The organism is Alkalilacustris brevis, assembly GCF_003350345.1.
In the GTDB taxonomy this organism is placed as follows: domain Bacteria; phylum Pseudomonadota; class Alphaproteobacteria; order Rhodobacterales; family Rhodobacteraceae; genus Alkalilacustris; species Alkalilacustris brevis.
The window spans coordinates 1-6,717 of the sequence record NZ_QNVJ01000021.1; the positions used below are offsets into that span (position 1 = coordinate 1).

The 6,717-nt window shown below is 59.6% G+C and carries 6 protein-coding genes and 1 pseudogene; 2 read left to right on the forward strand and 5 right to left on the reverse strand.

What is annotated here, in order from left to right:
- Positions 1 to 82: 82 nt before the first annotated feature.
- From DQ229_RS03510 to DQ229_RS03520, 3 genes are all read right to left on the reverse strand, one after another.
- Positions 83 to 1,579: a tripartite tricarboxylate transporter permease gene (locus tag DQ229_RS03510; protein WP_114964897.1), complete on the reverse strand. Its 1,497-nt coding sequence runs from the start codon at positions 1,577 to 1,579 to the stop codon at positions 83 to 85.
- A gap of 22 nt (positions 1,580 to 1,601) precedes the next feature.
- A complete protein-coding gene (locus DQ229_RS03515; RefSeq protein WP_155326430.1) occupies positions 1,602 to 2,057 on the reverse strand; it encodes a tripartite tricarboxylate transporter TctB family protein in 456 nt (151 codons plus the stop codon).
- Between the two features lie 64 nt (positions 2,058 to 2,121).
- Positions 2,122 to 3,141, reverse strand: a complete 1,020-nt coding sequence (locus tag DQ229_RS03520; RefSeq protein WP_162300733.1) for a Bug family tripartite tricarboxylate transporter substrate binding protein — start codon at positions 3,139 to 3,141, stop codon at positions 2,122 to 2,124.
- Positions 3,142 to 3,380: 239 nt separating this feature from the next.
- Between DQ229_RS03520 and DQ229_RS03525 the strand changes: the two genes are divergently transcribed.
- Entirely contained in the window at positions 3,381 to 4,727 is a 1,347-nt protein-coding gene (locus DQ229_RS03525; RefSeq protein ID WP_114964900.1) for an amidase, read from the forward strand.
- A 35-nt stretch (positions 4,728 to 4,762) separates the two neighbouring features.
- Here the strand turns inward: DQ229_RS03525 and DQ229_RS03530 are convergent, their stop codons facing one another.
- Together DQ229_RS03530 and DQ229_RS16985 are read right to left on the reverse strand one after the other, a co-directional pair.
- Positions 4,763 to 5,158 (reverse strand): DUF6441 family protein, encoded by a 396-nt coding sequence (locus DQ229_RS03530; RefSeq protein ID WP_155326432.1) that lies wholly within the window; start codon positions 5,156 to 5,158, stop codon positions 4,763 to 4,765.
- 15 nt (positions 5,159 to 5,173) lie between these two features.
- Positions 5,174 to 5,509 (reverse strand): annotated as a pseudogene (locus DQ229_RS16985) (head-tail joining protein).
- A 137-nt stretch (positions 5,510 to 5,646) separates the two neighbouring features.
- On the opposite strand from DQ229_RS16985, the gene DQ229_RS03535 reads away from it, so the two are divergent.
- Entirely contained in the window at positions 5,647 to 6,444 is a 798-nt protein-coding gene (locus tag DQ229_RS03535; RefSeq protein WP_114964902.1) for a hypothetical protein, read from the forward strand.
- Positions 6,445 to 6,717: the final 273 nt, after the last annotated feature.

Genomic DNA, 6,717 nt, shown 5'->3' on the forward strand with positions numbered 1-6,717 from the left:
TGTCCGTCCCTTCCTTGGGTCGGACTCTAATCGCAGACGGAGGAAAAATCCCGTGGCAGGTCAACGGGACTGAACACCTTAGTTATTTCTGCGACCGTCCCTTTTGAAACAGCGTCTGAAAAAGAGGTGCCAGCAGGGAAAGTACGATCACAACTGCAACAGCCTTGCTGATCGGGCTGGCCAGCAGCGATTCAATACCACCAATCCTTGTCGCGCGCAGAAAATTGCTTTCCAGAAGCGGCCCCAGAATTATCGCGAGCATGAATGCCGGTACCGGGTAGCGGTAGGTTTTGAGGATTACGCCGAACACTCCGAACACGACCATCAGGAGAATATCGAATGCCATGAAACGCCAGGCGTAGGCCCCGATGAAGACCAGCACAGCGACCGTCGGCACCAAGATCGCATTGGGGATGAAGACGATCCGCTGTGCTACTCGCGCCAGCAGGATTCCAAGGGTGGCGATAAGTATCGCGGCAGCGAACATCGAGAACAGGATGGTGTAGGCATCCACCTGGAAATTGCGAAAGAACTCCGGACCGGGGCGAACGCCATGCAGCACGAGCGCCGCCAGCATCACCAGCGTCGAGGCGCTGCCCGGCAAGCCAAGCGTCAGCATCGGCACGACAGCGCCGGTCGCAGTGGCATTGTTTGCTGAATCGGTCGCGACCAGACCCTCCGGATTCCCTTTGCCGAACGCGCTGCGGTTGCGGGACCATTGCTTGGCCTGCCCGTAGGCCAGAAATGAGCCGATTGTGGCACCGGCGCCGGGGACAATCCCGACAAGAAAGCCCAGAATGCTGGAGCGCAGTAGATTCACCTTATGGCGAGCGGAGTCCCTGAAACCCGATAAAATCTCGGCCCAGCCCGTAGATTGACCTGAGCCCCTCTCGGCAATTGTGCAGCGGCTGAGGAGAAGTATGAGCTCTGAAAGACCGAACAGGCCCAGCAAAACCGGTATCAGCGGCATCCCATCATAAAGTTCCGGCACTCCATAAGTGGCTCGCGGGAAAGCAGACATCGAGTCCGCGCCGATCAGCGACACAAGAATCCCGAAGCCTGCAATCATCAACCCCTTGGCGAAGCTGTCAGCAGACAGTGTGCTGACCACGGTAAGTCCCAGCACCGCAACCATGAACATCTCGGCCGGGCCGAAGCGCAGGGCAAACAGACCCAGGATTGGCGCCAGCACGAGCGCGAGGAAAGCACCGATAAAGGCGCCAAAGGACGATGCTCCAAAAGACAGCCCCAGCGCATAGCCCGACCTCCCGGCGCGCGACATGGGGTAGCCTTCGAGCGTTGACGCCGCATTCCCGGGCGTGCCGGGGATATTCATCAAGATCGCAGGGATCGACCCCGCCGCCTGCGCGCCGCAGTAAACACCAACCATCGCGACAATGGCGACGGTCGGTTCCAGCAGCAGCGTAAAGGGCAGCAGAATAGCCATGACATTGGCATCATTGAAGCCAGGAATTGCCCCGACGACAAAACCCAAGGCAAACCCGAGAAAAATGAAAAGCAGAGTTTGGGTCTGAAACAGGGCATTGAGGCCTTCGAGCATGGCCACGGTATCATACATTGCTGAGTCTCCCGACGTTGTCTCAGAATCCTAAAGGACCGGTCGGCACGTTGAAATCCATCACACGGGCCAGGAAATGGAAAACAACGCTTGAGCAGATAGCCGCTGGGACGGCGCCAAGAAACTTCATCCCGGCAAGTATGTAGGCAAAGACCAGAAAGGTCAGGTTGGCCAGATTGAACCCAAGCCATGAAAAAGCGAGAAAATAGCCAAAGCACAGCATCACGAACAAGAGCCGCTTTATAAGAACGTCTCGCTCCACCGGGGGCGAGGATTCCGCGTCCTGTTCGCCTGCTGGCGGCCAAATGAATTCTCGCATGAGGGCAAGCATCGTCATTGCGACTGTAAACAGAATGACGCCGTTTGGTACCCGCCTGGCAACGGCGCGTGCATCCTGAACATGCAACCAGTAAAGCAGACATCCAACCAACACGATCGCAGGGACGACCAGTTCCCCGAGCTTCTGTCGTACTGCCACTTGAACACCTCAGACGGGAAAAGTTTCGGCGCGGGCGGTCACGTTGGACCGCCCGCGAGCTATCTCACATTTCTTCGAGGTCGGCTTCCATGCTGTCACGGAATTCAGCGAGAAGCGCGACGTATTCTTCGACCCATTGGCTGCATTCGTCAGGACTCATGAAGTTGACGAAAGGCGTGAGATCTTGCGCATCGGCCCCGGCGAGAAACTCGGGGTCCTGCAGGCTTTCCTCGAATGTCTCGACGAGACGCGCATAACGGTCAGGATGGTTGGCTGCGCTTTGACTGGAGATCTGGGCGCAGTAGGGTTCCGACAGATAGGGCATCTCGAAGGGCAAGACATCATCAGCTGACGGTGCATCCCACAGACCCTCGGTCGGATCTTGCGGCCAGAAAATCGCCAATGCCTTTGTCAACTCGAGCACATTGGTCGCGGACCAGTAAGGTGCCATGCAACAATCGACGTGCCCGCCTGCCACCGCGTTCCGCGCAGGCCCGCCGCCATCGAAGGGGATAACCCGCAGCTGAACGCCAGCGCGTTCGCGCAGCGCCACTGTGGCGGCATGTGCCGCAGAAAGAGCGCTGGAGACCGATGCGGTAAAGGGCTGATCGGCGCTGGCCGCGGCATCAAGGAATTGCTCGATCGTGTCGTAGGGCGAATCCTTTGGCACCAGCAGCACGTTGGGATCCTGGAAATACGACCCGATCCAAGCGACTTGATCCAACTGGAAGCTTTGCGCCTCCAGTTCTGCCAGCCAAGCGGAGTGTGGTGCCGGCGTGAACAAAACAGTGTGCGCATCATGCGGCGCATTGCGCATCTGGTTCTGGGCGATCAGGCTGCCTGCGCCGGGACTGTGATCGAGCGCGAAATCATCGGCTCCCAGAAGCCGTGACCAGGTCGGCGTTACCAACCGCACCGAGCGATCTGTTCCGCCGCCTGGCGAGAAGGGAATGATAGCCGTCATCTGCCGGCTGGGAAATCCTTGCGCCAAGGCTTGGCCGCCGAGACCCATGAGTGGAAGCGCTGCTGCCCCGGCAGCGGATCTTTGCAGAAAGCTCCTGCGCGTTACATTGGATTTCATCATTGGTCGACTCCCTTGTTGAATTACTCTCTCATCGGTCGGCACGATGACCGTTACGGCACCGGCGCAATCCCCACCTGCGCATTCCTTGAGCATATTTCCAATATGCAACGTGGACTGGCGCGGTGAGCATAGTTTCAGGTCTTGAAACATTGTCAAGTGTTGACAATTTTCTACTTGAAGGTATCACCGGCCCTCGATTGTCACAAGTTAACTCACCCGCAACGCCCGGAGAAACCGTGATGAGTACCAAATTTTGTGCGAACCTGCCCGATTTCACGGCGGAGCGAGAAGCCTTCTTATCCGGCTCGCGATCACCGATGGACCTGCTGGATGATTGTGTTCGCAATATTGAGGCAAGCGAATCCACAGTTCAGGCTTTTGCCCATATCGATCTGGAGGGAGCGCGTCGCGCGGCAGAAGCGTCGGCTCGGCGCTATAGTGAGGGCAAGCCACTCTCGCCGATCGACGGCATGCCGATTGCCGTGAAGGATATCATAGATACCATTGATATGCCGACACAAATGAACAATCCTCATTTTGAGGGGCATCAGCCACGCAGCGATGCGGCCTGCGTGCGCGCGGTACGTGAGGGCGGCGCCGTGATCCTGGGCAAGAGTGTCACGACCGAGTTTGCCATCGGCCGTTCCGGGCCGACAGTGAACCCGCACAACCCCAAACACACGCCGGGCGGCTCTTCGTCCGGGGCGGGGGCGGGCACGGCCAGCGGCATGTTTGCGGCCAGCTTCGGCACCCAGACCCAAGGATCGATCGTGCGCCCGGCCTCGTTCAACGGGGTGGTCGGGTTCAAGCCAACACTTGGCGCACTGTCAACAGATGGGGTTCACCCACTTTCGAGAACGCATGATCACCTTGGTGTCCTCGGGCAAAGCGTCGACACTGTCTGGGCGATGGCCCGCTGGGTGGGAGAGATCGCTCCGGGTCAAGACAGCAACGGCCTTGGTGGCCATGCCGATGGCACGCTTGGCGCTGCCGCGCCCGTCCGCCTGGCGGTTGCCCGCACCCAAGGGTTTGAAGACCTGGATGCTGCAAGTCTCACCGCATTCGAGCAGAAACTTGACGACCTTCGTGCGCTTGGCGTGACCATCGTGGAGCCTGATCAAGACGTCTATCTTGCCGACCTAATGCGGCGCCTCGATCATGTCGTGAATGTCTCCATCCGGATGGTCGCCTTCGACATGCGCTGGCCCTATCGCAGCTATCTCGACGCTGCGTCCGAAAAGATGGGGCCGCGGCTGCATGAACTGGTTAAACTGGGGCACGAAGTCACCCTGGATGAATACCGGCTCATACGGGCAGAGCGCGAAGACCTGCGCCGTCGCGTAAACGAGCTTTCCCGCACCTATGATGGACTGGTGCTGCCTGCGGCATCGGGGCCTGCGCCAGAGGGTTTCGAATATACCGGAGCGCGTACCTTGCTTCTTTACTGGTCATTCATCGGATTTCCGGCCTTCAGCTTGCCGCTGATGTCGGTAGAAGGCATGCCATTCGGATTGCAGCTTGCCGGTTTTGGTGGTCGCGATCACCGACTGGCGCAACATGCAAAATGGATGGCCGCCCACGCTTGATAGGTGACAGGCGAAGATGTCAGCGCCATCTCCAGTCAGGTGCGCGCCGGCAACCAGTATTCCTTGGCGACAAGTTCGGCGCTAGTTGCCTTGATTAACGAGATCATTTCGGGGCCGGCGGCGAAATTCGGACGCCGCGCCCCTGTGGCCAGATACAGATTCTGTGTCAGCACATGTGCGCTGACAATCACCGAGGCTTTTGACCAGACCAGCGCTGCTGCACTGAGGCTGGGCTTGCCCTTTGGGAACAGCGCCGAACGGATGGTGCGCGCAAGCCGCTGGCCCAGCCCTGCGCTGGTGATCTGCGCACGCCAGGCGGTCTTGAGGTCGGTGCCGGACTCGGTCACCGCCTTGCTGACGGCGCGCTCGCCCGCCTTGATCTCGACCGCCATCATGGCCGCGAGATTGCCGGCGACCTCCATCCGGATCATGATCATCTCCCAAAACTACCCGGTGATATCGGCATGCGGATCCGGCCACCAAGGCAGCAGCTCTGCGGTCCAGACCAGCCGCTCGCCATCGAACCTGGGTGCGCCTTGGACTACGAAGATTTCGCCTGCGATCTCGAAGCGGTCGCCCGCAACCAGCTACTGACAGTCGCTGACGCGCACATCCAGCACCACACTGTCGCTGACCAGCCGCGCCGTGCCAAATTCCACCATGCGGTCGGGGCTGCGCCGCATCACGCGGATCTCTACCCCGGGCCCGACGCCCAGCGGGACGTAGAGTGCCCGGGTCGAGAGGTTTGGATCTGCAACGAGCAGATCCAGAGCTGTGGCAATAGGCCGTCATGCCGACCGGCCTCAGTTTGAGCTGTGCAGGCGGATAGCAAGGCGCGGGCGCTTGTTCACCGGCAGGATCGAGGCCGCGGGCATGAGATCAATCCAGCGGCCCTTTCCTGTTCGCAGGATTGCGGTAAGTGCTGAATCTGAAGAAGCGCGACGCTCTGCGTCTCACCACAGAGCAGCTGAAAGGCTGCGCGCCGATTTTCACCTCCGCTTCGCTGTTCATCGAGATCGCCAGCGCCCTGACCCCGGCACAGCCGCAGTTCACCAATTCGGATGGCGACGACGTGATGTTCCACGACCTGCGCTTTCCCTTGGACAGTGGCGTGACCCAGAGAAATGTCGCGGCACGGCTGGGTAAGGTGGAGGGCCTCATTCCCGAAGGCCCAAAATTCTGGAACTGGCTCTCGGCGCGAAAGCCGCGGGACGGCAAGGCAACAGGCGGCATGATGCTGGAGACGGAGATGGATAGGGCCACGGTGCTGGGTTCGATGGAACTGAAGGGCAAGGCCCTGCTGGCGACGGTGAATTCGGCCCAGCGCGCTTTGAGGGTCGAATCGTTGATCATCAAGGCCGCCGGGCATCTGCTGAAGCGCCCGTTGACCACCATCCGGACTATCGATCAGTTGAGGGGCGAGAAGGGCCGCGACGGGCCGCGCGGCGAGGCCAATGAAATCCCTCCTGAAATCGCCAGAAAGGTCATGCAGGATCATCTGGATCAGCACTACCGCGAAACGCTGGACGCGCCGATCCTCGCCCTGGGAGGCATGTCCCCGCGCCAAGCGGTGCGCAGCGCAGCGGGGCGTCGGAAGGTCATCGACTGGCTGAAGATGCTGGAGAACCGAAGCGCCAAACATGATGACGCCGCTATTTCCGAATATGACTTCGGCTGGATGTGGGCCGAACTCGGGCTTGAGGGCTACCGGAAATGATCCCCGAGCCCCCCTTTCCCGATCATCATCAGACCGAATCGCGCGCCCGGCTACATCAACGCCACATCAACCTGCGACCGCGTGTTTCGCGCCGGTTTTGCCGGTCAATCCTTGCAAGTGTTGACTTGTGCAAGGGCAAAAATCGCGCTTATCAAAGGCTTGTCGCGCAAGCCGTTGGTTTATCTAAGTTATTGGAATCACGGGGATTTCGGCTCATAACCTGAAGGTCGTAGGTTCAAATCCTACCCCCGCAACCACCTTTACCGAACCGTG

Coding starts and splice junctions, on each gene's coding strand:
- DQ229_RS03520 (WP_162300733.1), bottom strand. CDS start 3,141: ATGATGAAATCCAATGTAACGCGCAGGAGCTTTCTGCAAAGATCCGCT.
- DQ229_RS03510 (WP_114964897.1), bottom strand. CDS start 1,579: ATGTATGATACCGTGGCCATGCTCGAAGGCCTCAATGCCCTGTTTCAG.
- DQ229_RS03525 (WP_114964900.1), top strand. CDS start 3,381: ATGAGTACCAAATTTTGTGCGAACCTGCCCGATTTCACGGCGGAGCGA.
- DQ229_RS03530 (WP_155326432.1), bottom strand. CDS start 5,158: ATGATCCGGATGGAGGTCGCCGGCAATCTCGCGGCCATGATGGCGGTC.